The sequence below is a fragment of the Vibrio chagasii genome (assembly GCF_002954585.1).
GTDB classification, from domain to species: domain Bacteria; phylum Pseudomonadota; class Gammaproteobacteria; order Enterobacterales; family Vibrionaceae; genus Vibrio; species Vibrio chagasii_A.
On sequence record NZ_MSCI01000002.1, the window covers coordinates 687,908 to 714,699 of the forward strand.

The 26,792-nt window shown below is 43.7% G+C and carries 19 protein-coding genes; 11 read left to right on the plus strand and 8 right to left on the minus strand.

Translation table 11 applies throughout. The features are described from left to right. Positions 1–163: 163 nt before the first annotated feature. The 3 genes from BTO10_RS11305 to BTO10_RS11315 all read left to right on the plus strand — a co-directional run bounded on the left by BTO10_RS11305 (position 164) and on the right by BTO10_RS11315 (position 2,780). Positions 164–1,369 carry a serine hydrolase domain-containing protein gene (locus BTO10_RS11305; RefSeq protein ID WP_105024579.1) on the plus strand — a complete coding sequence of 402 codons (1,206 nt, stop codon included), beginning with the start codon at positions 164–166 and terminating at the stop codon, positions 1,367–1,369. A 409-nt stretch (positions 1,370–1,778) separates the two neighbouring features. After that, a complete protein-coding gene (locus BTO10_RS11310) occupies positions 1,779–2,231 on the plus strand; it encodes a septal ring lytic transglycosylase RlpA family protein (RefSeq protein WP_004739995.1) in 453 nt (150 codons plus the stop codon). Positions 2,232–2,441: 210 nt separating this feature from the next. Then, on the plus strand, positions 2,442–2,780 hold the full coding sequence (locus tag BTO10_RS11315; RefSeq protein ID WP_004739996.1) for a hypothetical protein: 339 nt from the start codon (positions 2,442–2,444) through the stop codon (positions 2,778–2,780). A gap of 97 nt (positions 2,781–2,877) precedes the next feature. Here the strand turns inward: BTO10_RS11315 and BTO10_RS11320 are convergent, their stop codons facing one another. Further along, positions 2,878–3,867 (minus strand): helix-turn-helix transcriptional regulator, encoded by a 990-nt coding sequence (locus tag BTO10_RS11320; RefSeq protein ID WP_258097672.1) that lies wholly within the window; start codon positions 3,865–3,867, stop codon positions 2,878–2,880. A 120-nt stretch (positions 3,868–3,987) separates the two neighbouring features. Here BTO10_RS11320 and BTO10_RS11325 point away from each other — a divergent pair, with 120 nt between their 5' ends. The 4 genes from BTO10_RS11325 (at position 3,988) to BTO10_RS11340 (ending at position 10,673) form a co-directional block, all read left to right on the plus strand. Beyond that, the gene (locus tag BTO10_RS11325) at positions 3,988–5,580 is read left to right on the plus strand and encodes an alpha/beta hydrolase (RefSeq protein ID WP_105025592.1); all 1,593 of its coding nucleotides are present in this window, start codon (positions 3,988–3,990) and stop codon (positions 5,578–5,580) included. Positions 5,581–5,647: 67 nt separating this feature from the next. Next, the gene (locus BTO10_RS11330; protein WP_258097675.1) at positions 5,648–7,582 is read left to right on the plus strand and encodes a TonB-dependent receptor domain-containing protein; all 1,935 of its coding nucleotides are present in this window, start codon (positions 5,648–5,650) and stop codon (positions 7,580–7,582) included. 578 nt (positions 7,583–8,160) lie between these two features. Further along, entirely contained in the window at positions 8,161–9,642 is a 1,482-nt protein-coding gene (locus BTO10_RS11335; RefSeq protein WP_105024581.1) for a serine protease, read from the plus strand. Positions 9,643–10,016: 374 nt separating this feature from the next. After that, complete coding sequence (locus BTO10_RS11340) at positions 10,017–10,673, plus strand: hypothetical protein (protein WP_004740002.1); 657 nt, start codon at positions 10,017–10,019, stop codon at positions 10,671–10,673. Between the two features lie 135 nt (positions 10,674–10,808). Here BTO10_RS11340 and BTO10_RS11345 read toward each other — a convergent pair whose 3' ends face one another. The 5 genes from BTO10_RS11345 to BTO10_RS11365 all read right to left on the minus strand — a co-directional run bounded on the left by BTO10_RS11345 (position 10,809) and on the right by BTO10_RS11365 (position 18,232). Next, positions 10,809–12,965, minus strand: a complete 2,157-nt coding sequence (locus BTO10_RS11345; protein WP_105024582.1) for a TonB-dependent receptor — start codon at positions 12,963–12,965, stop codon at positions 10,809–10,811. Between the two features lie 375 nt (positions 12,966–13,340). Continuing rightward, entirely contained in the window at positions 13,341–14,297 is a 957-nt protein-coding gene (locus BTO10_RS11350) for a GntR family transcriptional regulator (RefSeq protein WP_004740004.1), read from the minus strand. Between the two features lie 241 nt (positions 14,298–14,538). Continuing rightward, positions 14,539–16,539 (minus strand): Fe(3+)-hydroxamate ABC transporter permease FhuB, encoded by a 2,001-nt coding sequence (gene fhuB, locus BTO10_RS11355; protein ID WP_105024583.1) that lies wholly within the window; start codon positions 16,537–16,539, stop codon positions 14,539–14,541. Beyond that, the gene (locus tag BTO10_RS11360; protein ID WP_105024584.1) at positions 16,536–17,447 is read right to left on the minus strand and encodes an ABC transporter substrate-binding protein; all 912 of its coding nucleotides are present in this window, start codon (positions 17,445–17,447) and stop codon (positions 16,536–16,538) included. Before BTO10_RS11360 ends, fhuB begins: the two co-directional genes overlap by 4 nt. A 17-nt stretch (positions 17,448–17,464) precedes the next feature. Beyond that, entirely contained in the window at positions 17,465–18,232 is a 768-nt protein-coding gene (locus BTO10_RS11365; protein ID WP_105024585.1) for an ABC transporter ATP-binding protein, read from the minus strand. A 153-nt stretch (positions 18,233–18,385) separates the two neighbouring features. Here BTO10_RS11365 and BTO10_RS11370 point away from each other — a divergent pair, with 153 nt between their 5' ends. After that, entirely contained in the window at positions 18,386–19,585 is a 1,200-nt protein-coding gene (locus BTO10_RS11370) for an MFS transporter (RefSeq protein ID WP_105024586.1), read from the plus strand. Between the two features lie 147 nt (positions 19,586–19,732). Here the strand turns inward: BTO10_RS11370 and BTO10_RS11375 are convergent, their stop codons facing one another. Continuing rightward, positions 19,733–20,395 (minus strand): hypothetical protein, encoded by a 663-nt coding sequence (locus BTO10_RS11375; protein ID WP_004740009.1) that lies wholly within the window; start codon positions 20,393–20,395, stop codon positions 19,733–19,735. Between the two features lie 270 nt (positions 20,396–20,665). On the opposite strand from BTO10_RS11375, the gene BTO10_RS11380 reads away from it, so the two are divergent. Next, positions 20,666–21,184 (plus strand): lipocalin family protein, encoded by a 519-nt coding sequence (locus tag BTO10_RS11380; RefSeq protein ID WP_048669028.1) that lies wholly within the window; start codon positions 20,666–20,668, stop codon positions 21,182–21,184. Between the two features lie 70 nt (positions 21,185–21,254). On the opposite strand, the gene BTO10_RS11385 is transcribed toward BTO10_RS11380, so the two are convergent. After that, positions 21,255–21,869, minus strand: a complete 615-nt coding sequence (locus BTO10_RS11385) for a TetR/AcrR family transcriptional regulator (protein WP_105024587.1) — start codon at positions 21,867–21,869, stop codon at positions 21,255–21,257. 179 nt (positions 21,870–22,048) lie between these two features. Between BTO10_RS11385 and BTO10_RS11390 the strand changes: the two genes are divergently transcribed. Both BTO10_RS11390 and BTO10_RS11395 read left to right on the plus strand, forming a co-directional pair. Beyond that, positions 22,049–23,170, plus strand: coding sequence for an efflux RND transporter periplasmic adaptor subunit (locus tag BTO10_RS11390; RefSeq protein ID WP_105024588.1), 1,122 nt, complete (start codon positions 22,049–22,051; stop codon positions 23,168–23,170). A gap of 8 nt (positions 23,171–23,178) precedes the next feature. Next, a complete protein-coding gene (locus BTO10_RS11395) occupies positions 23,179–26,277 on the plus strand; it encodes an efflux RND transporter permease subunit (protein WP_105024589.1) in 3,099 nt (1,032 codons plus the stop codon). The last annotated feature ends 515 nt before the right edge of the window (positions 26,278–26,792 follow it).

Genomic DNA, 26,792 nt, shown 5'->3' on the forward strand with positions numbered 1-26,792 from the left:
TTTACCACCCGTTTTGTTTATTTGACTTTTAAATCACTATAGATCGTTGATAGATATAAGATATACGTTGGTACGCAAATTGATTACGCAAAAGCCTTTTAGTCAAGAATGTAGCGTTTATCAAACGCCTAGTTACTCACTTTAGGTATTACGAGGTTTTTCGATGATTAATAATCGACTTTTTGTATCAATATTTCTTTTTTTTAGCGTAACTTTTTCGTTTCTAGTTCCCGCTGAGACCCTTACAACTGGAAAAGATATAAAAATATTAGAGAAGGGTTCAAGTGTAACAAGTAGAGAAGAGTTTGCATTAGATACTAGCAGTATTATTTCAGCCATGGCCTCTTATAAAGTGCCAGCTGTGAGCTTTGCGGTTATAGAGAACAACGAGATCGCTAGAGCTGATGCAATAGGCTACATAAATAGTAGTGGATCGAAAGAAGTCGATGTAAACACATTATTTCAAGCAGGATCAATATCAAAATCTATTTTTGCAATTCTTGCTTTAAGCTTAGTTGATAGTGGACTCATTGATTTAGATGACAATGTCGAGCCATTTCTTGGAAATTGGCGTATACCAAACCCTAAAAACCATCAAAATGATGATGTGACCTTACGGACAATATTGAGTATGTCATCTGGTTTGGGTGTTGGTGGGTATTTTGGCTACTCTCCTGGAGAGTCAATACCGAGTCTTCTCGAAACTCTGGGTGGTAAAGAACCTGCAAATAGTAAGCCTGTTGTGTTAACACAAAAGCCTACCACCGCGTATGAGTATTCGGGCGGTGGCTATCAGGTTGTTCAGTTAATTACTGAGAATATCAGTCAAATGACTGCTCAGAGAGCTGCTAATAAGTTTATTTTTGAGCCGCTTGCGATGTTCAATTCAAGTTATGCTCAACCCACATATGATAATTTAGCCAACGCGGCTCAAGCAACTGATAGTGATGGTAAGGCATTTCCATATCAGTGGAGAGTTTATCCTGAATATGCAGCTGCTGGCCTTTGGAGCACACCTACTGATATTGGCAAGTTTATCATATCAATTAATAAAGCTTATAGAGGGTCTAATAAACAAATCGTTAGCCCTTTACTTGCAAGGCAATCTCTTTCTCGTCAGAAAAATACACCTTATGGATTAGGCTTTGTAGTGAAGGGCCAAGGTGATAACCTTCATTTTATGAAGCTGGGCCAGAACTCGGGTTACCAAGGTTGGCTAGTTGGACTACCGAACACAGGTCAAGGCGCTGTGATTATGACAAATTCTGATAATGGAAGAGACCTCGCTCAAGCTCTAATTTATTCGATTGCTGAAACTTATCACTGGCCGATCGTTGGTCAGCTTGAAGATGCTTGGATGATAAAATAGACCTCGGCTTTTATATCACTTATTTTTATTAATAATTCAATGTGGACAAGCAGCTTTAGAAGCATTTCTTTGTTCAGAAGTACGTGGTTTAAGTATTTTGTGTTCGTTAGTTTCTGAAGATAATCTTGTAAAACTTATTTATAGTTTTTGTGCATAGGATGCTTTGAACGTTTTTTGAGCTTGGTGGGTTATTGATCCTGTTGTTTTCAAAGTACTGATGGACAGGCCGCAGTACTTTGATAGGTTTTGTTAAAGTTGACGTTTTGACGATAAAACCTTTCATGAACATGACTGGAGAAAGCGATCTTCATGAAAACATGGTGCATTCATACCGGATGGTAGCCTTTGCTGAACCGCGACTATACTCAGCATTGTATGGCGAACCAAAACACAACGAAAACAGAGAAAAATGCACAAATTAGCGCACCCAAGTTACATGAAAAAACTACATATCATCTTTACCGCTCTTATTCTCATGATATTAGCCGGATGCACCTCAACGTCGGCGGTCGGCAGTTCTAAAACAAAGGAATATGCCAAGTCACATGCTTTGACTGGTAAAGCTTCTTGGTATGGTGACAAGTTCCATGGAAAGCTCACTGCAAGTGGTGAGACGTATAATATGAATGCTTACACGGCAGCGCATAAAACCTTAGCCTTTGGCACGATCGTGAGAGTGACTAACACTACCAATAATAAGTCTGTCGAAGTTAAAATTAACGACCGAGGCCCTTACGTAAAAGGCCGAGTGATCGACCTTTCACACAAAGCATTTGCACAAATCGGCAACGTTAAGCAAGGCACAGTTCCTGTCAGAATCGAGATTGTTGATGACAGTAATACCTTTAGGTACAAGCATTAATCATCCCTCAGTCTGAACTAGTTTTTGAAACTCCAAGGGTTGGTAGATATACCAACCCTCTCGTTTTAGGGCTCCAACTTAGGTGCGACAAGGTCGTATTTTAAGTAGAACGACGGAAAGGCACCGAGCGCCTCTGTGAGAACTCAATCTCTACTCCGCTCAGCCTCAGATAGTGATAGAATCCCCGTATCAGAATTACCGAGAAACTCTATGTTTATCCATCAAGTTAATGACATCGACTGGCTGGTTATTACCGCTTTTGAAGAACTGAAAACTATGTTTATTGAAGATGCAGGCAGGATCCCTCGCTGCTTCTCTGTCGCTAGCGAATTGAGCCTGATTGATCAAGCCAAGCGCGCTTATGGATACTTACCTCCACTTCGCGGTGTTATCACCGATACCGGCACTTTTCAAAGCCCGGATAATGAAGAAGATTTGAATCCACAGCTTGCCTGCTTAGTTGAGGGACGTGGTCGAGTGTTTATCTATCACGGAGGCTTTGTTGCTTTTGTGGATGATGAGCAAACCTTCATTACCCGAATGGATTGAGACTCCCTCATGACTCAAAATGGAACGCTAGAGCGTTCCATTTTTTATTGATGCCTCTGTCATTTTCTTATTTGTTCAACTCAAGTTATTAGAGCAATCAATCGCGTTTGTTTACTGAAAATGCTGGTGGGTAGCCAAACGCTTTTTTATAAGCGCTGGTGAAGTTAGAAGGGTGTCGATAACCTGCGTGGTAAGCTACTTCAGTGATTGACACCAACCCTTGTTCTAAGTGCTTGCGTGCCATTTCTAGCCGACGACGTCTTATGTAACTTTTGATGCTGCAACCAATTACGTCTTTGAACTTTCTTCTAAGGTTTGACTCGCTAGTGGTCGCGTATTCAGCCAAGGACTTAACTGACAAGTCTTTGTCGAGGTTCTCCTCGATGTAATTAACCAACTCATCAATCGAGTGCTTTGCACTTTCAGTCGCCGCTGTTTGTGTTTCTGTAACTCTGACTTCTAACGCGGTATCACTATTAGACAGCTGTTCGAACACTTCTAATACCAAGCTGTGCGTTAATGCCTCTAGCTTGATCTTCTTAAATGTGTCGCTTCCATCTTGTAACTGGATGATCTTGTCGAGTAGTTCTTGTAACTGATGATTTGATTGCAAGTCGAAATGGGATAAGTGTTGAGAAATGAAATCGTCAATCCGGCTGCCAGATTCTATGCGTTCTTGGATCCAATGGTGCGGGATGAGTACTTTTAATTTAGAAACCTTGTTGCCTTTTTGAACAGTTCGTCGGAACGTCGCGGGTTTTGCTAGATTGACTACCAAGGCTTGATAGCCATGTTTTGAATCCATAACGAAGTTTGAATCGTCGTAGCCGAAATCGAGTTTCCCTTCTTTTAAAATTATTAAAATCAGAGCCTTACGAGCCGTTGAGATGACTTGGTGATCTTTGAGTTCTGTCGTAGTTCCCCAGTGCAGAGAGAAGTTCTCTTGCACCTTGCAAATATCCACATTGCCTTCAATTAGAGGGACTGTTTCTGAATATTGCTCCGATACCATTTGAAAGTTTTCTTCACTCCCTACCCAACGCACGAGGGCACTTTTCTTAAGAGGTAAAGGTATTCGACTATTCATAAGCTCCTGCCAATTTTCATAACAATCCAGTCACTTTGGATAACTCAATCTGCTGTTCCCAAGTGAAAAAGAAAATTACCATAAATGATAATCAATATCATTAACCGCAATTGGATTATCATGAAATGGATTTTTTTCGTTACCGCTCTGTTCACTCAAATAGTAAGTGCTCAGGCAATGATCGTTGAAGCCAATAAGCCTCAACGTATTGAGCTCCACTCTCAGCAAGACACGTTTTTAAAGATCAATGAACCAGGTTACTACCGTGGTTTTATCCGAAGCCAAAGCCACATGGAACACGTGATTGCTTTTAATTCCGCTGGCGATCCAATAAAAAAATTACTGAATCATGAGGCGAGAGAGACTGAGATTTTCTGGTATGTCGATCAAGCTGACACTTATCGAATTGAAATGAAGAGTGCTGATACAGAGGCATCTAAGGCTGAAATGCAGATTGCTCCTATGCCTCTGAAAAAGGATCAGTATCTATCACCAGAGGTGTCGATGCTAAGCCCAACATTATCACGTACTGCAGCTGATATTCAGGGCGGTGTAAAAGATGCAGAAAAAAAGTTTTGGCAAATCATTGAGTCTCAGGGGGCACCGCTTGTCGAGTATCAACCTGACAACAAGGCTTTCGTTACTTTTTTATTTCGTGGGAATGCCAACAACGTTCGGCTATTAGGTGCGCCATATGGCGGACATGCACAGATGAGCAAAATTGAAGGCAGTGATATCTGGTTTCGCTCTTTTGAAGTTCCAGATTCAACGCGTCTCTCCTATCGAATAGCACCTAATGTGCCTCAATTAGCTCGTGATACTAATCGAGAACAACGCAGAGCAGTATTGGCGACTGCAGCACTAGACCCATTAAATTTGGAGCCCAGCTTTGGCTCTGATACTGGAATATTTGGCTCTGCTTCTACCTTGACGCTTAAACATGCATCAAGCGATAGCGTAGCAACAGAAGAAGGTAACCCCAAAGGTCAGTTAACGCATTTTCTTTATCAGGGGGGGGCTCAGGTTGAAGCAAGGCAAATCAGTCTGTATGAGCCAAATAGCGTTTACTCAACAACTGATAAGTCACCGCTTTTGATCTTGTTTGATGGTGAATCTTACCTCGACAAAGTACCAGCGCCTCTGGTGATGGATAACTTAATTGCGAGTAAAGCTATTCCTCCGATGCGAGTGGTGTTTGTTAACCCGCCCAGACCGAGCCTTCGTGCAAAAGAGTTGACACCGAATAAAGCGTTTGCCGACATGCTCGCTAATGAGTTTATCCCTTGGCTTTGTAGTACGCACTCAATATGCCCCACAGCTGAAAATACAGTGTTGTCTGGTTCGAGCTTTGGTGGATTAGCGTCAATGTTCATCGCGTTGGAACACCCTCAACGTTTTGGAAAAGTGTTGAGTCAGTCTGGTTCATTTTGGTGGCAGCCAAAGACCGCTAAGAGTATCGCAAGTGATAAACAAAGTTGGATGAGTGAACTGGTCGCATCAAGCGGTAAGAAAGACATTCAGGTCTACCTCAATGCAGGTGTTTTTGAGACTGAGCCGGTGCATGCCAGCATCTATCAAACCAATAAAACCCTTTTTAATACCCTCAAAGAGAAAGGGTACCCCGTTACGTTCAAAAGTGCTGCGAGTGGTCATGATTATTACAGTTGGCGCGTTTTGCTCGCTGATGGACTAACAACACTTTTTAGTAAGTAAAGACCAAGGAAATATCCAAGAAATGGAACACATAAAAATACAAAAAAATAAATTAGCAGCGGCCCTCATGCTGGCTGGATTTGCCTCTCTATCAGCTAAAGCTAGTGAAGCAAAGCACACAGAAACTATGGTTGTTACCGCAAGTCAGTATGAAACGGCGATAAAAAATGCACCTGCATCAATATCTGTGATTACGCGCGAAGAGATAGATAAGCTTCCTGCGACCGATATCTCTACCGCGCTTGAGAGTGTCGCGGGTGTGCATGTGGCGAGAACAACGGGTGCTGAGCCTAGAATCATAATTCGTGGCTTGCAGAACCAGAATTCAGCCAACGGAAATTACACTCTGTTTTTGATAAATGGTCGTCGTATCAGCTCTAGCGAAACAGTGATTCGTGGGGCGTCGTTTGATTTATCGAGCATTCCAATGAGCGCGATTGAGCGAATTGAAGTGGTGCGCGGCCCAATGTCATCTCTATATGGTAGTGAAGCGATTGGTGGTGTGGTTAACGTGATTCTCAAGCATGCGTCGACAGAGACTCATGTTTCTGGAAGCCTGACTTATAGTATGCCAGAAGATAATAAAGCGAATGCGTTATTGTCTGATGCAGATGGCGAACTCAAAAGTGGCAATGTGTTCGTCAGCGGGTCGATCATTCCCGATGTTCTGACGTACACCACGACAGTCGATATTAGTGAGCGTAATGCTTGGTTCCCGGAAGATGCTGGGGCAAGCTTTTCTCCTCAAACGGAACAAAAAAGAAATGTATTTCGTGGATCTTTGAATTGGTACGCGACAGAGCAAGACGAAATCTATTTTGATCTTTCTTACTCAAAGGATGACCGTGTAGAGAATCGTTACTTGATTAACCCCAACAGGTTAGCAACTAGCTATTATGAGGGTGAAAAGCTAACTGGCACGTTAGGGCATGTACGTAGTTGGGATTGGGGTGAGTCTGATGCCAGTTATTTTTACGAAACCGCTGAAGTGGATGAAAACAACTTTCACCCAATGGTGGATGCAGCGGTGCTGAGTCAAGACAACCACACCGTCGATGCTAAGTTTGTCGTTGATCAGTTTGAAAGCCAGATTTTGTCACTTGGGGCACAAGTGTCTTATACCAGTGTTGATAACGATCGTGATTATTCTAGCTCTCGTTCAGTAACACAAAGTGCCGCTTATGTTCAAGATGAGTACTTCGTTACGGATGACTTAACCGCAACCGTAAGTGGTCGCCTTACACACAATAACCAGTTTGGTAATGACTTTAGCCCTCGAGTCTATTTTGTTTACAACGGCATCGATAATGTGACCTTCAAAGGTGGGTATGGCGAAGGCTTTAAGTCACCAACACTTTTCCAATCGTCCGAAGATTTCTCATTAGTGAGTTGCGGTGGTCGATGTACATTGGTCGGGAATCCAGATCTCAAGCCACAGACCTCTAAGACTTACGAATTTTCAGCGATGTATTCAGGAGTTGATGGGTATGTGCAGGCGACGGCTTTCTGCAATGATGTGAAAAACTTGATAGACCGCGACTTAACTCCATTTTTCAATGGCACCTCCGCAATTATTCAGTATGAGAACGTCGATAAAGTCGAAACCAAAGGTATTGAACTAGAGGGTAGCTATGAGCTTTCCGTAAGCTGGTCGTTTACGGCAAATGCGACGTATACTGATGCGGTTAACAAAGTTGATGATAAAGATATTGCGTACAGCCCTGAATGGTTAGCGAATGCAAATCTCAATTGGTTGGCAACGCGTGATTTAGCTTTCTTTACTGGTTTGAATTATACCGGCAAGCAAAAAGACGGCTCTGATGATGATTTAGACCCTTACACTATCGTGTCATTGGGCGGTTCGTATGCGTTTAATGACAACTTCAAACTTCGCGCAGGGGTGACTAACTTAACGGATGAGCGCTTGGACCAATCAAACCAAGTGTACGAAGAAACAGAAGTAGGACGTACCTATTATTTGAAGATGGATTTCGATTTCTAAGGCTTTACCTAATAAAATGGGACGTATGCGTTCCATTTTTTATTTGTATTTCTGCCACACACGAGTTCATTTCTCCAAGGCTATAGCCTTGTTCGTTCGTTTGTTATGTTGGTATTTCTACTTGATTGAGTCTTATGTTGGTGATCGGAAGAATATATACCAGCAATGAAAGTTCAGCTTAATTTTTACCCATTGTATTTCAGTGGCTACTCAATAACGAAGTGAGCTTGGTGGTTTTATGCTCTATAGGTCAGGCGCCTATTTTTATGCTTGTTAGTTTTGAGATTTTATCTATCGTTTTAAATGAGCACATCAAGCGCGCAGCTCTGCCGACTGTACCTTCAGAATAGCAAACAACGCGACTTTTCCGTGTTTCATTTTTTCTTCAACTAGCACATAAATTTGTACAGTCAGAGAGGTGTCAATCAATACTGATGATGTCTATCTTATTGAATATTCGAGTTTACTTTGTGTGTTGAGATTTCTTTACTAACAAACAAATATGCATTTTATGTCATATTGGTTGTTAGCACGTATGTTTGTGGAGGGAACTACTACAAATTGATATAGGAAATCCAATGAAAGTAATCTTATCTAACCTTGGGTTAGCGACAACATGTCTCTTTTCTTCGTTCGTAAATGCGCAGCCACAATCCCTAGTTCAGCCGAATCTTGCTGTTCAGCCACACATACCCGTTATTGCCAATGAAGTTGAGTACCCATTGTCACACCAAGCGTTGATTGAGACATCGGGCAACGTGCGCAAACAGCAAATTGAGCATGTGGGGGCTTCGTTCATTAAGCTTCACTTCAAGTCGCTTGTTGTGCCAAAAGGCAGTCTATTGCGCTTGAGTTCGGGCACCAGTGATGAGGTAGTTGAGTATCGTGACAGCCAGACAGATTGGTTCGCTCAGTCTATTTCAAGTGAACGCATGTTGATTGAGGTTGTGCCAAACTCAAAGGGCCAATACGCTGAGTTCGAGATAGATTACTACATGGCGGGCAAGAGTGCAGACGAAGAGGCATTGGCAACGTTATCGACATGTGGTGTTAATGAGCGCAGAGACGTAGCCTGCTGGGAAGAGTCTCATCCAGATAAGGTGGCTTGGACAACTCCCGTTGCAAGGCTACTCATTAATGGGCGTAGTTTATGTACCGCTTGGCGGGTGGGGCCAGATAACCATATGTTCACCAATAACCACTGTGTCGCATCAGAATCAGAACTGAGAAATACAGAGGTATGGTTTAACTATCAGCGCCGTATTTGTGACGGTTCTATGGCCACCACGGTAAAAGTCATGGGGAGTAAGATACTTAGCACCGATTATGATTTGGATTACACACTTTTCACTGTTGATGATTTTTCAAAAATTGAGTCGTTTGGCTATCTAGGTTTAGATGATCAGGAGCCAATCTTTGGCGATGGTATTTATATTCCTCAACATGGAGCTGGTAAGCCGAAAGAACTGGCAATTGAAAGTGACCAAAATGGTTCTGGAATGTGTCAGATTGATGTAGCTTCAACTGGTGGGCGAGGTGCTAATACCGACACTGGTTATTTCTGTGACACCATTGGCGGGTCGTCTGGTTCACCTGTTTTGCGTACTGACAACAACAAAGCGATTGCGCTGCATCATTTTGGAGGTTGTGAAAACCAAGGCGTTAAAATCAGTAAGATTTGGCCACTCGTGTCTTCATACTTTGGTGATACATTGCCAGATGGCTCTGTCGGTGAGCCGAACAATGATCTTCCTGAGGTGGCTTTAGGAAGCTTGATTAACGATCTCGCCGCGACGTCCGGACAACAGAAACTGTTTGTGCTCAAAGCAGCAAATCGCACCTCGGACGTGAATGTCGTCATTAAGTCTGGAGTAGGGGACGCTGATCTCTACATTCGTTCTGGCGCGCAACCAACGAAAAGTACCTACGATTGCCGACCTTATCGCTCAGGTAACTTTGAAACGTGCGAGGTGCCTAGGGCTGATGAAGATCTCTACATTATGATCAATGCATTCCGAAGTTTTTCTGGTGTATCTCTCTTATTGTCAGAGTCTCAATAACGTCGTGAAATCTGTTTACGATATGAATAATAAAGGCGAGCCTATTAGGTTCGTCTTATATTTTATTAATTAAACAAAATAGTTAATAAATAGAGCAGGTGTTATTGATAGTTGAATATTTCTTAATTTTTTAAAATCTAATTTATTAATAATAAACGTCATACCTCTATTAAGTTTCTCTCACTAACTGATGTATATCCCTATTAAATTTAAGCTATTTAACCTTCGAGATATAAAATATACCCGACGACAAACTTTAATATTCATAAAAGCAATCATTGCTTCCACCAAGATCACAAATATTGATACGTGTAGTGTTGCGTATCTAGTTTCTGAGTTATTTTCCTGCCGCCAATCACAAAGGACAAATAACAATGAAAAAAACAATAGCTTTAGTGTCTGTAATCTCTTCTCTTAGTTCGTTTGCGTACGCTGATAATATTAATGTTATCACTGGCGAATCACCGGAAGGGGTTTACGTTCAATATCAGTCAATTAACCAAGTTACCGAGTCGATGAAGAGTGAGGGTTTCACGATGCACCGCTGTGGAATCAAGGCTCTTCGTAATAACATCCAAGCGACTCAGAGCTTGGAAGTTCCTCATAGTCAGATCCAGTGTGTCTACTCTAAGCCTGGCGCATCAACCAGTGATGAGTCTGAGTTGATCTACTGGCACCTGAATGTGCTTTACAGCATGGAAAATGAGCACTTTATTGCGGAGAGTGAGTTTACCGAGCGCTACACTAGCGAGATTTATACACATAGTCCTGAGTATCTTCTTGATATCGGTCCACATTACTACCGTCAGCGTTCTGAAGTTGAAGCATTGGGAATGAAGGTTGGTGAATGTAATCTACAAAAGATTTATTACTTCAGCGCGCCAACAGAAGAATCGTACTTATCCGATATTGCATCATGTCCAGTGTATAAAACAGATGGAGAACTGTCTGGTAGTATTACAGTGGAAGTTAATCACACACCGGCTAACTTTGGTTATAGTGAGCGACTTGTTAAATTTAACGCTATTTAATCGTGTGAAGGTTTGAACAGATTTTTATATGAACAATCTGGCTCATATTTATTTGGTTATTCTAAATTAGTATTAAATAAAAAAGGGTTGGTAATAAATACCAACCTTTTAATTATTAATAAACAACAGTAAGTTTTAGAACTTAACCTGATAGTTCAGAGTATAAGTTCGTCCGCGGCCTTTGTAGTCGTATGCCTCTGGATCGTAGTGTGCTGAGTAGACAATTTGAGCACGCTGTCCCCAAATAGTTGTGTAGTCTTCGTTCAATAAGTTTTGAATACCGAAGCCAAGGTTACCAACAGGAAGCTGATAGGTACCGACTAAATCAAACACGGTGTAACCATCTAGCTTGTTTTGATCCGCATCTTCGTAATCGAACATAGTTTGGCTTTGTAGTTTTACAGATAGATCTGTATCGTACCAACCAGCCCATGCGTTCGCTTTCGATGTACTTGCTTCACCCGCGGTAAAGTCTTCCCAACCGTCGTCACCTTTTACTTCAGAAATCACATAGTGGCCAGATGCGCCAAGCTGAATGTTATCGTGTACCCAGTAAGAGGCCATCGCTTCTAGGCCGTAAACACGCTTCTTATCATCAATTTCTTCGATAAGTAATGTGTTCTTGTTATAACTCACAGACTTGTCAGATTGCGAGTAGTACGCAGCCGTTTGTAGGTTTAGCTCACCTGTTTCTAAGCGGTAACCCAGCTCGAAGCTGTTGGTTTTAATACCAGACATCTTTGAATCATTCACATTGATGCTGTCGTTCAGTTGCCAGTGATCGCCAACCAGTGTGTAGTCACCTTGTCCGTAGTATTTTGCAGGGTCTGCAAGGTCAAAGCCTTGTGAGAAGTTTGCCCATACTTGAGACTCGTTGTTTAGGTGGTAAATCGTACCCAAGTTAAATAGACCAACGGTGTAGCTTGTTTCACCGCCTGGTACCGCATCGGCAGACGTGCCAGTGCCAGAGGCAATTTTCTTTTGTTGGGTGTAGCCGACAAAATCATCAATCTCGTTAGACATATATTGGTAACGGAAGCCACCTTCGACAGCCCAATCATTGGTTATCGCATAATCCGTTTGGATAAAGCCAGCAATTGAGCTCACTTTTACACCAGGGTAGCGACCTGTTTTAGCATACGTTTTGTTGATCAAATTGCCAGAATCATTGGCAATCGTTGGATCATACAGAGCTTGGTTACTATCCAGTTTGTCTTGATAAGCATCAATACCGTAAACAAGGTTGAACTTGTTAAAGCTTTTCGCCAACGCTGTTTTAAGTGAGATAACGTCGGTAATTTGCTGACCAGAAGATTGGTAATAAGGTGTATAAGTTTGATCTTCTTTTCGATAAGACGCTTCTGCGATCAGCTGATGACCAAGGAACTGCTCATCGATATAGGAAGCACTCAACATGATGCGCTCTGTGCCATGTTCGCGGTCTGAATCAAATCCTTTTCTTACATCAACAAAGTCACTGCCGACAATGTATAGGCCGTAAGGTGAATCTTGTTGGCTATCGTAGTATTGAGCAAGGAAGTTAAGCTTCTGAGTCTCAGTGATGTTGACACCCACTGTGGTTAAGAAGTCGACCGTCTTATTAAATTGCAGCGAACCTTGTGAAATATCAGGGGTAACAATGTCACCATTTGCATCGAAGAAGCCTTGTGTCTCTGTGTAAACCACAGAAGAGCGAGCTTGAACCGTCTCGTTGCCGCCAGAGATAGATTGACCGATTTTGTAATCGAAATCTTCATTCGAGTTGAAGCCAGTTGAACCGCCAACAAAGGATTCGAATTCTAGCTCTTCACCTTGCGCTTTTTTGGTGATGATATTGATAACACCACCTGAAGCGCCAGCACCATAAATAGAGGTTGCACCCGACAACACTTCAATACGATCGATGTTGAACGGGTCGATGGAATCCAGGTGGCGGCTGATTGGACGAGATGACTGCAATGATACGCCGTCAATCATTACTAGCATCTTACGACCACGTAAGTTTTGACCATAGTTAGTGCGAGCACCACTGCTAACATCTAAAGATGGGATGGTCGCCGATAGAATCTCACCTAGTGATTTACCACCTCGATACTCTTGTTCAATTTGTTCAGCATCGATATACCAAACGGTACCAGGGATATCACTGATGGCTTTAGGCGTGCGGCTAGAAACCACCACCATTTTTTCTTCAGTTGTTAGATCTTGAGCTTGGGCTGTGAATACTGTAGTTACTGCCGCAACTGCTAATGCGACGGTGGAAAGCTTGAAACTTCCTTTTTCGGTCTTCATTTTTTTCTCTGCATTTATCAATGAAAGGCTGCACACATTTCTTTTGGCGCGGTGACTCTATTTTTTATTGTGTTTATCCAGACTCAACAGAGTGGTGAGTAATGACGAATCGGATAGGTGAGTCGTTATTACTGCTGTTTCAGCTCTTAGTCTAAATAAGAATCATTATTATTGTATTTCTGATGCGAAAAAACAATATGACAATGCAATTTATTTTCAAATGCAATAATAGTGTCTGTTTTATAGGATCGTTAAAGCCCAGCTTTTATGTCTGGTTTCATATTAAGCTTCTGATTAAATAGTATTTTTTCGTGGGGCGAGAGGCTTCGGAAAGTAAATGAAGAGAGAGCAGCATGAAAGTATGCTGCTCCTAGATTAGTTGTTTTTTCCTGAAATACTGCTGAGTAATTGTTCTCGTTGCTCGCGCGATACGTTCATGACATTGTTGTAGGTGCGATTCATTACTCGTATATCGTTTTCGAGCAGTTGGGCTAGCTTTGCTGAGGCACTTTGATTGTCGCCTTCTAGAACCAGATCCATGATGTCTAAGCGGCGCTGGCATGACTTGACCACGGAAGATTGGATATGCATGGAGACCAAATCCGTAGCCTTACGTAGACGATTTTGTTGTTGCATCATTCCTAACAAAAAGCGGTTTCCGGAGCTGGCTGCGATCAGTTCATGGAAGTCGACACTCAGCGCAAAGAGTTGACTAGCGGAAGTCGATTTTGGATTGTTGATGGCGTAGATATGGCGATCTCGGCATGCTTCGAGTTCGCTACGCTTTAAGTTCCATGTCGGCTCAAGTAGTCCTGCAGGCTCAAAGATCAAGCGACATCGATAGCTCTCGGTATGCCTTTCAAGTGTGTTTAGAACACCATCAAGTTGCCATTTATAACCAGGACTACGACGGAAAATACCATCGCTTTCTAGTAGGCGAGTGACATTTTGTATTTCGCCACGGTTAGCCTTATACCGTTCTTGCAGGTCTTTTTCCGAGAAGGAACTGCTTAATTCCCCAAAGAACAGGTCCATTAAAATATTCAGGTACAGTTGTTCTTGGCGGGGCTGTTCGTCGTCTGTCGGTACGTCTAGCTTAATATCAGCCGCATCCATTTGAAGCACCGAACCTTTATAGGGAACAACCTTAGTAATGCCCTGACTCGACAAATGTTTTAAAACGGCGCGTATTGGGCTTCTTGAAACTTCGAATTGTTGTGCCAAAGAAGATTCATTGAGGCTGCTACCGGCTTTAGCGTCTTCGGCTTTTAAGCTAGCAATGACTTTAAACAGCAAGTCTTGTTGGAGCTTTGTAATTGTCGTTATGTCCATAGGGCTTACAAATCAGTTTGTTATTGGAACCATGGTAAACATAAAAGTGCTCGAATACCATTTATTGTGTTTCTGCAACCAAAAAACAATTACTAGTATTGTGGATTAGCGATGTCGGTTGAGAGGATAAACGAGGGTTGAGGGGATAAACAAGGATTGAAGGGGGAAAGACAGAGTTGAAATAAGCCTCCACTTCGGAGTTCAGCGAAGTGGAGGAGAGATTAATAGGCTTGTTGAAAGGTTACTTTCTCATTAGGTAAAGGAAGTAGCCGCCTCCAAGTAGAGAAGCAAGCAGCCCAGCAGGGAACTGCCAAGGGAACCACAACGTACGCCCAATCCAGTCCGCTGCGACCATGATGATCGCGCCCAACAATGCCGCTGTTAGCATTTGCGGAATCGCTCTATATTGGTGCAGCGAGCGGGCCATATGAGGCGCTAACAGTCCGATGAAGCTCAGAGGACCAATAACGATGGTGCACAGCGTAGTCAGTGCTGCGACTAATAACAGCAAAGCTAAGCGAACTGTGGTTGTGTTCATCCCCAAACTGCTGGTGGTCACTTCACCCAGGTTTATAAGCTCAATCCAGCGATGCAGTGAAAGGGAAATAGCACCAATAACTGTCACACCAACAGCAAGTAAAACGACATCTTGTGTGGCAACCAGATACGTTGAACCCGATAACCAAGTCAGCAGCGCCGAGGCATTTTCGTTACCTGAACTCATCGTAATACGCAGCAAAGCATCCAGCCCTGCACTCAGCGCGATACCGGTTAAGAGAGTTTGCGTTGGCGCGAAGTTGTGCTTTCTGCCCATCAACCAAACTACAGCCGTAACAGACGTTGCTCCAAGTGTACCAAGCAGCATTTGTTCTTCGCGTCCAATCGAGTTGCCCCAGAGTGTGCCAAGAACCAGCGCTAGGGCGGCACCTGAACTTATGCCCAAAACTTCCGGGCTCGCCATCGGGTTATTTGAAATGCGCTGAATAATGGTACCCGCGAAAGCAAGGCCAATACCGGCTAACAGTGCAACCAGTACTCGTGGCGTGCGTAATTCAAACAAGGATTCATGAATCTCAAGACTCCAGCCAAATTGGTTTTTGCCGACAGTGAGCGCAATAAAGCACGTAACCGCCAATACCAAAGACATAGCAATCAAGGTTTTGGCTGTGCTAACTCGCTTGTACTGTTCAATATGCTCGTTACGACTCTTAAGATCCGATTGAAGTTTAGTACGTTGCAGTAGCCATAATAAAAATGGAGCGCCAAGTAATGCCGTCATTGCGCCCGTAGGCAGTAGCTCACCACCAAAACCTGAGAATGGCTGAATCACTAAATCGACAATCAACAGGATTAAACTACCGATCAAGCCACTGGTTAAAATTTGTTTAGCTAATGATCTAACGCCTAGCAGCCTTGCAATCGCTGGGGCAACGATACCCACAAAGCCAATCAAGCCCACCTCACTGACTACCGCCGCGGTGATAAAGATTGCGAGCGATAAACACAACAGTTTGATTTGCTTAATGTTCACGCCTAGCGAAGTGGCAACATTATCACCAAACTGCAATGCGGATAATGGCCTTTGCAGGACAAGCAGTAGTAGAGTTGGAATGGCAATCAGGGGTAATAAAACTTGAACGCTAGACCAATCATTTTGGTTAAGCACACCTGCGCCCCATACGAATACACTGGTAAGCTGTTGTTCATGTAGCATGAGTAGCATGGTGTTGAGTGATCCTAAAAATAGGCTCACGACCATACCCGCCAGAACCATATGCAGAGGCGAAAACCCACGTGTAGAGCTGAGTGCAAAGACTAAACCCGTAGCAAGGCAGCCACCAATGAAAGCAGGGATAAAAAGAGGAACAGCGACACTTGCCGGGATTAAAAGCAAACCCAATACCATACCTAGCTCTGCGCCGGCAGCGACACCCAGTGTCGTCGGTGAAGCAATAGGGTTACGTAATACAAACTGCATCACACAGCCGGCGACCGCTAATGCAAAACCACACAGGAGTGCAACTGCAAGTCTCGGTAAATAAGTGAGGTGGGTGATCAGGTGCTGGTAGTTCGCTGAATCAAAATGAAAGAGCGTATCCCAAATCAACCCAATACCTTTCGAGTAGGGGGCCGTTATCTGCAGTAGCGAGCCGATAAGGAGAACAGCCGTAACCGATAGGGCGACTGTTTTAAGGTGAGTTCTTGCCACTGCTGAACCTTCAATCTTGGTGGTTGTTATCATTTTTGGGTCAGTAGTTCTGTTATGTGGTCACTAAATCTTTGCGCAGCGATAAGACCTCCAAAGGTCCAGATGCTCGGAAGCTCATACACTGAATCTGTTCTGGTGAATTCCATTGCCTGCCAAAGTGCAGATTGAGTAAGTTGATTTTTTTCGTTTTCAGTCAAAGGACCAAAAAGCATCACGTTTGTTTGTTGATGTTCCGCGAGCCTCACGACACCTGTGGTGCTAAAGCCCCAAAGGTTGGTCGGTTCCTGCCAATCGTTTTTTAGCCCCATCGCTTGAATGGTTGCTTGCGCCAGAGAACCTTGGCTGTGAACTCGCAAAGTTTTATCGTTGATGAAACGTGCAAAGATCAATGGCTTATCTGAATTGCCTGCTGCTTGTATTTTCTCACCGTTGTCGTGAAGTCGCTGCTTTGTGTCTGTAATAATTTGTTGTGCTCTTTGTTCTTGGTCGAACAATTTACCAAGCGACAACGTAATCGCCGTTGCAGATTCAATCGGCTGTTTCTTTTGGCTGTAAACGCTATAAACTAACACCGGAGCAATTTTATTGAGTTGGTGATAAGCCGCAGCCATGTGTTCGCTAATTAGGATGACATCAGGCTTCAACTTAGTTAATAGTTCTAAGTTAGGCTCGCGTCGAGAACCAACATCGGTGACACCTTGGTTCAACTCTGGCTTCACAACCCACTGTTGATAGCCTTTGGCATCGGCAATGCCTTCTAGCTCAACGCCAAGGCTGAGCACCGTTTCTGAAAGGACCCAATCTAACGCCACAACTTTTTGAGGGGTTGTTTTGAAAGAAGCGGTTCCCATTTCGTGTGTGATTTCTAATGCATGAGGGCTCTCTAGCGCGTAAGCATTAAATACGAATAAGACAGACAGTAGCGCCATGAACTTTTTCATAACAGATTCCTCGTCATTTAAGGGATATAACTGATTGGTTGCCCTGTTTCAGGGTGGTCGAATAGCGCCAGCTCCATGCCGTAGATTTTCATCAGCGTTTCCGGTGTCATCAACTCTTTCGGAGAGCCAGAAGCGATCACTTCTCCGGAGTGAAGAGCAATAAGATGGTCACTGAATTTTGCCGCCATATTGACGTCATGAAGTACCATAATCACGGTCAAACCCAGTGATTGGTTAAGCTCTCGAATTAAAGCCAGCAGCTCATGTTGGTGGGCAATATCTAGTGCCGATGTTGGTTCGTCTAACAAAATACATTGGCTTTGTTGGGCAAGTAGCATGGCGACCCAAGCTCTTTGTCGCTCACCACCCGATAGGGTTGCAACAAATCGATCAGCGAAAGCGTTCAAGCCTACTTTCTCAATAGCTTCATCGACAATTTGGTAGTCTTCTTTGCTGTATCTTCCAAATGCACCTTTCCAAGGGTAGCGACCAAAGCAAACTAACTCTCGAACGGTGACACCATCAGTAATAGGTGGATGCTGCGGTAGGTAAGCGACTTGATGTGCAAACTCTAGGTTACTGTATGAAGAAAGCGGTTGTTCGTTGAAGAACACTTCTCCCTGAGTTGGGGCATTTTGTCGACTCAGTAGTTTCATGAGAGTCGACTTACCGCATCCATTATGACCAAGTAATGTGGTGACCTTTTTAGGCTCAAAGGTTAATTGGGTAGGGGAGAGGATCTTCTTACCGTCGATTTCGAACGAGGCATTGGTAAGTTTGTACATAGTGAAATATGAAGTTGAGTTATAGGCTACTAGCCGTTAATGTAACATAATGAAAAACAAATGATAATCATTCTCCAAATCAATTAATTTGTTTCCATTCATGTTATTTCCCACTCACTTGCTTTCAAAAATAGCTTAATCAACCTCGATACTATGTCCGTTATACAAAACAAAAAATTTCATTTAGTGGCTATTAGCCTGATTTCGGCGTTGATGGGCATAGGACAAAACGGCTTACTTGTCTCCTTACCATTTCTTGTTGAGCACTCTGCGTTCAGCTTACCTACATGGTCTATATTTATCGCGATTGGAAGTTTGCTGTTTTTGCCTTCCGCCCCTTTTTGGGGAAGGTACAGTGATAAACATGGCCCAAAAAAAGTGGTGCTACAGGCGTTATCTGGAATGGCAGTTAGCTTTGCGTTATTGACACTGTTTGCAATGAATAGCGGCGATTTTCAATCGGATAGCCATAGTGATCGCGTGTACATTGTCTGTTTTATTGGGCTGGTCATCGCACGAATTCTATATGGCTGCACGGTCGCAGGTTTGGTGCCGGCAAGTCAGCACTGGGCAATATTGTTGTGTGGTGAGAAGAACCGCTTGCAGGCGATAACATCGGTGAGTATCGGTTTGAGTGCTGGTAGATTGATTGGCCCACTCATTTCAATTGTGGCACTCAAATTTTCTTATTTCGCACCGCTCATGTTGATGATTCTACTGCCATGTGTTGCGCTAGTCTTAGCTATTTTCTTGCCTGAACCGGCAATGCTAAGTACCAAGCAGGCCCAGCGAGAGAGCGCATCGTGGCTGCCCCAAAAAGGGCTATGGATGTTTTTGTCGAGCGGGTTGTTGCTTTGTGCGACAGTGGCATTAACGCAATATAGCTTCTCGCCACTCATTTATGCTGTTACTAGTTGGTCAACTGAAAAAGTGAGTGATGCGATTGGCGTATTATTAACCATTAGTGCAGCGTGTACTTTTGCGACTCAAGTTTTGGTGGTTAAGAAAAGCAAATTGACGCCCACAACTATGTATCGCTTTGGCGCATTATGTTTAGTGCTTGGGTTTATCGTGTTGCTGATACCCAATATTTGGGTGTTTGGTGGTGCGATGATGTTGACGGCCATAGGTGCTGCGTTGCTTGTTCCTGCATACACGGTATTTGCGACTGAAAAACAAAGTGAAGCCCCGGGTGCTGCCGCAGGCTTTATTTCGATGTCTCACACACTTGGCTATGGAGTCGCGTCGTTGCTGGCGTTTACTTCAACTTTATGCCCGCTTTACCCTGTTTACCTTTGTATTCTTTTTTCTACCTTGATTCTCACAATGGCTCGCTTGGTCGAGAGAAAGTAAATTTCTCAAGATGCTTGAGTGTGCAGTGGGCACTGTTCTCTATGAAAACTGAAGTTATAAAATATGGCTCTCCATTTAAAGAGCCCCAAACAAACATTGAGTTTTTGTTTGGTGTCACTAGATTTTTAGTTCAAAGAAGCGGTTATTTTAAAAAGCGTACTTAACACCAATTTGTGGCATGAACTCAGCCATATCCTCACCTTTGAATGTACGATAGCCTATTGCTGCCTCTAAAGCCCATTTATCGTTATTGAATTTGGTATCTGAAATCAAGTAAGTTTCAATTAAATCGACATTGTCCAGCTTAGCGATGCTGCCTGATAGCTTTACCTTCCAAGTGTCGCTCATATGAATGAATGAACCAAATTCTAGGCCATATCCATCTTCAGTTTGTGTACCACTGTTAACGTAAGGTGTTGAGGTGCCGTTACCTCTTACGCTATAGTAATTTAACTTATAAGAATTCTGGTTTACTTTTACATAGGGTGCAAATGAACCTAAGTCTAAGTAGTAACCGATTCCAAAGTCTTGTTTAGTTGTTGAAGCATTTGCTGAAGCAGAAAAATTTGAACTATGAAAACTTGGCCCTTCAAATGAGCTGTAACTGATATTGTAGTCGGCGAAGAAGTGCTTGTAGAAGTTCCATGAAAGCCTTGCGTATCCGCCTAAATCACTTTCAGCATGATCAATCGCATTATCAGCAATGCCATCATCAATTCCGTATTGAATGCCAAACGATGCCGAAGAGAAATCATTAGCATTCGCCGATAAAGACGCTAATGCTGCAAGTAGAATTAAGTATTTTTTCATTTATAGCCTCGCTATTTTGAAGGGTTTGTCAGTATTTTAATGATCTAATTTAATCTGTGTATTGTGAAAACTTATATTCAGGTAACGCCGACTCAATATCGAGAGTCAATGAAGCGGCTTTGATTCATTCTTCAACGAAACGATTTCCATAAACGTCTGAATAATTTAATGTTATATGAACCATGCTAATGGGGTTCACGTATTAACAAGGACGTAAGTTGAGACTCAAATGACTTACTCGTATTACGATTAAAACAAGTCGAGGTTAGGATGAAGAAAATACTATTGCTGCTGAGTGTGATTTTATTGGGTGGATGTGTTGGCATGCCAGAAACCGTCAAGCCAGTTCAGCAGTTTGAATTGGATAGATACTTAGGGAAATGGTACGAAGTGGCTCGCTTAGACCATTCGTTTGAGCGCGGCTTAAGTAATGTGAGCGCTGAATACAGCCTACGCGATGATGGTGGTGTGAAAGTGATCAACCGCGGCTATTCGGCTGAAGAGGGTGAATGGAATGAGGCAGAAGGCAAAGCGTACTTTGTTGAAGGTAGCGACCAAGGTTACTTAAAGGTGTCGTTCTTCGGTCCGTTTTACGGTGCCTACGTGGTGTTTGAATTGGAAGAGGAAGGCTACCAATACGCGTTCGTTTCTGGCCCCGACACTGATTACTTATGGCTACTAGCAAGAACGCCTGAAGTCGCACCAGAAGTGATGGAGAAATTTAAAGCGATGTCGAAAGAGCGTGGTTTTAATACCGATGAGCTGATCGTTGTGGAACATACCCAATAAACTGAACGCTAAGGCACAGAGGATGAATTTCTCTGTGCCTTTTTCATTTTTTTCAAAGATAGAGCGACAGCTAGCGAGGCTGGTTTCCATTCAAGAAAAGTGCAACGCATTCGCGCGTGTAGTTGAGTCTTTCTTCATCAGATTCGCCGCTATCATGGCCGAAGAAAGACCAATAGGCTGATTTGCCATGAAACATCAGCAGCAGTTGACGAGCTGCAATGATCGGTGAGCTAGACGTCGACAGAGTAAGGTCACCAGAATCTATTTTCGATTGCAGGTAATCGGCGAGTAACTTGGTCGTTTTTTGAGGGCCGCTTTCTAAATAGATAGAGGCGATCTCTGGGTGAGTATTGGATTGGCTGACCGCATTCTGAAAGGTTTGTCGTGACTGTTCATCCAGCAATAAATCCTGAAATTTCACACCAAATTTCACCAATTCTTCTTCCAAAGTGGCGTCCATATCAAAGGCTGAATGGCTCAGTTCACGCTCGGCACATTTGGTTTGCATGCAAGTTTCAAAAAGTACGTCTTTATTTTTAAAGTGAGAGTAGACCGTTTGCTTGGAAACGTTCGCTGCTTTGGCTATTTGATCCATATTGATCTTGAAGCCATGTTCAGAGAAAAGCTTACTTGCTGCGGTTAAGATCTGCGATCTCTTCTGTTCACTTTTGATGATTTTCGTCACGTGCTTATTTCTCGCTACCTAGTGCTAACTCGTTGTGCGCTAGCATTATGCTTTTTGTGATGGTTTTATCAATCACTAACGATGAAACTTATTTTTAACATAATCAAACTAGACAGTCTAGTTTGGTTTAGTTAGTCTAAAAAAAGAACATAATTGAGTACCGCATAGGAACAGTGAGTATGTATAAATTGATGAAGGGAAGCGCAGTAGCCGTGGCGTTGTCGACTCTTCTTGTTGGGTGTGGTGAAAGCACACAAGCCGAGACAACTACCGATGCAGCGAGCACTGCTGAATCGAATGGTACCGAATCGACAGTGTTAACGGTAGAAACTGTCGCCCTAGAGCGTTCTCCATCATACGAAGTACAACGTGAATATGTCGGTGTGGTAAAAGCGGGCCAACAGGCGAATCTCGGCTTTGAATTGGCGGGAAAAGTTAACGAGATTCTGGTGGATGTCGGTGACACAGTCACAGAAGGTCAGCCGTTAATCAAGCTAGATACTCAGCTTTTGAAGACCGAATCTAGCCAATTGAAAGCACAAGCTGAAGAAGTGAAAGCGCAGTTGAGCCTGGTCGCTGCGAACTTAAAACGTCAACGCTCACTGAAAGCAAAAGGCTTCAGTGCCGAAGCAGAAATCGACTCGTTAACCAGTGAACAGCGTGTTTTACAAGCGAACTTGCTGCGCATTGATGCCTCGGTGAAAGGTAATGAGCTCAAGCTAGTGAAATCTACAATTCTTGCGCCTTATTCTGGCACTATCGCCACTCGCTTTGTCTCGTTAGGTGATGTGGTCAATGTCGGTAACCCAACGCTTACATTGCTGGCATCGGAAGGCAAAGAAGCCTTTATTGGCATTCCAGCCCACCAAATACAAAAGGTCACGTCACTCTCCGCGCCTAGTATCCGAGTTGGACGTAACGATTATGCAGTAGAGTTATTGAATCCGGGCGCGATGGTCGATACTCAGTCTCGCAGTGTTGGATTACGCTACCTATTTCCCGAGCAATCTTCGGTATTGGAAGGGCAACTGGCCTACCTTCAATTTGATGAACAAGTTGAGGAACAAGGCTATTGGGTCCCTTTAACTGGCTTGATTGATGGCTTACGCGGTGTGTGGAATATCTTTGTGATTGGTGAAGACAACAAGGTTGAACGTAGAAGTGTTCAGGTGTTGTTTGCGAACAATCAACAAGCGTACGTGAGTGGTGCGATTGAGGATGGTGAACAGGTGATCGCGAGTGGTTTGCATCGCTTGGTTCCGGGCCAAACCGTGAAGCCAGTAAGCACTGCTGCTAAATAGGGAATAGTATGAAAATCATAGAGACTATTTCTAATACCCGACTGCTGATCTTAATGACTGCGCTGCTGATGGTGAGTGGCATTTCAGCCTTCATGACGCTACCACGCGCAGAAGATCCAGTGATCATCAACCGTTATGCAAATATTACCACTAGTTTTCCAGGTGCTAGCGCCGAACGAGTGGAAACTTTGGTTACGGAGGTTATCGAGAATAAGCTTCGTGAGCTGAGTGAAGTTAAACTGGTGAGCTCAACCTCAAGGCCGAGCGTGTCTATTGTCACGCTTGAACTTGATGACACTATCACCGAGCCTGAACCGGTTTGGTCGCAAGCACGTGACAAGCTGTCTGATATCGAATCCGTTTTACCAGCGGGTGCCCATTCTCCCGATCTCGACAGTGACCATACCTATGCTTTCACTACCATTGCTTCTTTGACTTGGTCTGGTGCGGGTGAGCCTGATCGCTTAACTCTGGGGCGTTATGCCAAAGAACTGGCTAAGCGGTTGAGAACTCTTTCAGGCACTGAGTTTGTTGATGAATACGGGATGCCTCAAGAAGAAATTCAGATAAGTCTACGAAGTGCTGATGCCGCAGCGCTTGGTCGCTCTAGTTCAAACATCGCAGAGTCGCTAGAAGGGGCAGATGCTAAAAACTCGGCGGGTGAACTGGTCAGTGCTTATTCTCGATTTGGTTTAGAGATTGAATCGGAGCTTGATTCGATTGAACGTATTAAGCAAGTCCCTATCGCGACGGATAGCAATGGTCACATCATCCGCATGGAAGACATTGCTTCGGTAAGGCGTGCTGAGAAAACCCCACAAGATCAGATTGCCATTATTGATGGTGAACCGGGTGTGATCGTCGCGGCGCGAATGCACCCTGATCTTCGGGTTGATAACTGGACTTCACGTGCGAATGCGTTGATCGACAAGTTTCAACAAGAGCTGCCAAGTAATATCGACGTCACCGTGCTGTTCAATCAGCAGGGCTATACCGAAACTCGTCTAGATGATTTAGGCAAAAGCTTGATGATCGGTTTCGGGTTGATCTTGATTGTATTGTTCGTGACCTTAGGTGTCCGTGCGGCAATATTAGTGGCTATTTCGCTGCCACTTACTTCACTGCTTACACTATCGATCATGAAAATGACCGGTGTGCCAATCAACCAGATGTCAGTCACAGGCTTGATTGTTGCGCTCGGGATTATGGTCGATAATGCGGTGGTGATGGTTGATACTATTCAGGCGTATCGATTGAAAGGGCAGCACAGAGCAGAAGCAACCATGAATGCGCTAAAGCACTTGTGGGTGCCGCTGTTGGGCTCAACCTTGACCACGGTTCTAGCATTTGCACCGATTATCTTGATGCCGGGTGCATCCGGTGAATTTGTTGGTGGTATTGCGATTACCGTTTCTTTCTCATTGATCGGTTCTTACATTATCTCGCACACCTTAATTGCGGGCCTAGCGACAAGGTTACTGCCGAAACAATTGAGTGATGTGGACAAGAAAGGGCAACATCACTGGTACATGACGGGCTTAAGAATTCCTGCTCTAACACGTTGGTTCTCGTCTTCTGTCCGTTTTGGTGTCACGCATCCAATCATCACTATTGCGTTGGTATTGTTGGTGCCGTTTACTGGCTACTGGAGCATGTCTCAACTTACAGAGCAGTTCTTCCCGCCATCAGACAGAGACATGTTTGAGATTCAGGTGTACATGCCGCCTCAAGCGAGCATCTATGCGACTAAAAATACCTCGGAAAAAATAGACGACATCATCCATCGTTATCCAGAAGTGGAACGCATTGATTGGCTGGTGGGCGCAAACTTCCCGTCTTTCTATTACAACTTACAAGCAAGACAAAATAACGCACCGTACTTCTCGCAAGCTATGGTCAAAACTGAAAACTTTACTCAGGCGAATGCGTTGATTCCTGAGTTGCAAAAGGTGTTGGATGAAGAGGTACCGGAAGCACAAATCTTGGTACGTAAGCTTAACCAAGGTCCTCCCTTTACTGCGCCAGTTGAGCTGCGTGTTTATGGTGAAAACCTCGATACTTTGAAAGCGATTGGTGAAGATGTTCGATTGATCTTAGCGGGTGTTCCTCATGTAACTCACACGCGAGAAACCTTGCAGCCGGGTACACCTAAGGTGTGGTTGAAGGTTGATGAAGACACGGCAAAACTCAACGGCATTTCACTGAATCAGTTTGCTGGCATGTTGCAAAACACCTTGACTGGTCGCGAAAGTGGCTCTGTGATTGAAGGCAGTGAGTCAGTACCGATTCGTGTTCGTGTTGCGGATGAAGCGCGTGAAAACCTAGTGCATTTAAGCAATATCCGTTTGCCAATCAGTTCTGAGGTCTACTCGACGGGCATTAATGTTTCGACTTTGGCTGAGCTTGAACTGACCACCAGTCGTGGTGCGATTACTCGTCGTAACGGGCAGCGTGTTAACACCATAGAGGGCTATATTGAAGCGGGCGTCTTGCCGCAAACCGTGCTCAATGAGTTCCAACACCGATTGGAAAGTTACGAAATTCCATCGGGCTACAGCATCGAGTTTGGCGGAGAGTCGGCAGAGCGCGATCATTCGGTAAATAGTCTTATCTCGAATGTCGCCGTTGTGGTTGTGTTGATGGTGTTAGTTGTTGTGATGTCGTTTAACTCGTTTAGGCTAAGTAGCATTATCTTTATGGTAGCGGCACTGGCTGGTGGGCTAGGGTTGCTATCGGTGTGGATCTTCGGCTATCCATTTGGTTTTACGGTGATCATAGCGATGCTTGGCATCGCCGGGCTAGCGATTAATGCAGCCATCGTTATTTTGACGGAGTTGAAACTGGATGAACAAGCCTCATCAGGCAATGTCGATGCGGTCGTAGAGGCGGTGATGTCGTGTACTCGTCATATCAGCTCAACTACGATTACAACCGTTGGCGGTTTTATGCCGTTGATTATTGCTGGTGGTGGCTTTTGGCCTCCGTTCGCGGTCGCGATTGTTGGCGGTACGGTATTAACCACACTTATCTCATTCTATTTCGTGCCCGTGGTTTATCACCTGATGACTAAAAAACAGCGCAAAACCGTGGCACCACAAGCGGCATAATTGACAAATCAGCGCCCTTATTTTCCTCGAAGTGGGAGAGTAAGGGCGTGCTTGTCTCTGTATTTTGACGGCAAAACGACTCCTTTTACTCGGCTTTGGCTTGATTAACCTTCTATTTCGATACCCATCATCGTGATGAAATGAAGCTTATTATTCATATTTATAATGAATGCTTCGTGCTAACAATTTTATTTATGAATACCATTAAACTTGTATGTGAATTCATAAGTTTGAACTTGATCACGCTTTGTTTAATTCGTGATTTCTAATGTAGTTCATCGCTGTGGTGGTCGTTGACTACCTGTCTCTTCGTCCATTGTTTCTTTGCGATTCCTTTTCACAATTAGCTTTGCTGATGTAGCACGCTTATCTCGTGCACCTTTCTCTCGACTCATTTCACCCATTCTACTTTCATAATTGGAAGGTTAGTTTTCAAGTTTGCTGGGTGAGCTTTCAATTCCAACTCCCCATAATGCGCCGAATGTAACAATGTATTTCAAAGTGTAACAATTAAG